Raw genomic sequence first — 941 nt, 5'->3', positions numbered from 1 at the left:
ATAGCGTAAAGGTGTATGGGCATTGTCTGAATTCATCTTGATCTCCTCCGAATGAAAAGAGGGCATTCGTATTAAATCGCCATGTTATTCAGATTTTTTCGACAGCGAATCAGTTACTTAGTTCCTATACAGCGTCTGAGAAGATAAAGGCCATCGCGCCATCGTCCTTTTCTCCTCAGCCATCTTGCGCGAGTCGCCGGAATCCAGCGACGAAGCGCGATCGTGCTGGCAGCGACTAGAGGGAGACAGGCCGTTACGAACATCACAGCGAGATAATCCAGATCCGCCTTATCCGAAACGTATGTCTGCACAAGGGCGTAGGTGATGATCACCGTCAGCAGCACGATGGATCCTGTCCACCAGGGCCGATGGAAACCCGTTGGCCAGAAGCGTGAAGGTTCCGGTAACGCACGGTCTGGATCCAGCCACGGCCGGACGAACTCGGGCAGGCTGTCGCGTTGCGCTGTTGTCACAGCGCGGTGTTTATGGCGCAGTCCCTTGGAACGCCCTCCAATGCGCCGGGATTTCACCAGTGATGGCCCGCTAGCCATTGGATTTTCCCGTCCACAGCATCCAGCCTGATGGGATCGCGATCAATAGCAGCAATAGCCCGGCCAACCAAGTAGCGAAGGAAGGCGATTTCCGCTCAACCACGGCATAGTGGTGCCATGTCGGGTGATGGTAAGCCGTCAGCTTATCGCCAGGGCTGAAGCGATCTACGCCCGCTTTCTGCTCCCCTGCAAGCGACGAGAAGGAGTACCGGCTTGCGGTGTATGGTCTGCCGTCAACCTGGTATCTGTATTTGAAGCGGAAGTTGTCGGCGGGTGTCAAGACAGTTGTCGCATTTTTCATGCGGTGTTTGAGGTGGCTTTGGCCTCCGTTTTCAGAGGTTTCCCGGGATTGAGCAAGACGGTGGTGTCGGGCTCGCAGTTGCGCGTGTT

1 protein-coding gene is annotated in these 941 nt (G+C 55.4%); it reads right to left on the bottom strand.

The features are described 5' to 3' along the window. Positions 1–543: 543 nt before the first annotated feature. Positions 544–941, bottom strand: a 398-nt coding sequence (locus G3480_RS28095) for a DUF3592 domain-containing protein (protein ID WP_206171934.1), incomplete at its 5' end; no start/stop codon positions are given.

Origin of the sequence: Thiorhodococcus mannitoliphagus (assembly GCF_010915725.1) — a bacterium.
Taxonomy (GTDB): Bacteria; Pseudomonadota; Gammaproteobacteria; order Chromatiales; family Chromatiaceae; genus Thiorhodococcus; species Thiorhodococcus mannitoliphagus.
Note: the sequence above shows the minus strand (reverse complement) of the source record. Positions and strands in the feature narration are given on the sequence as shown.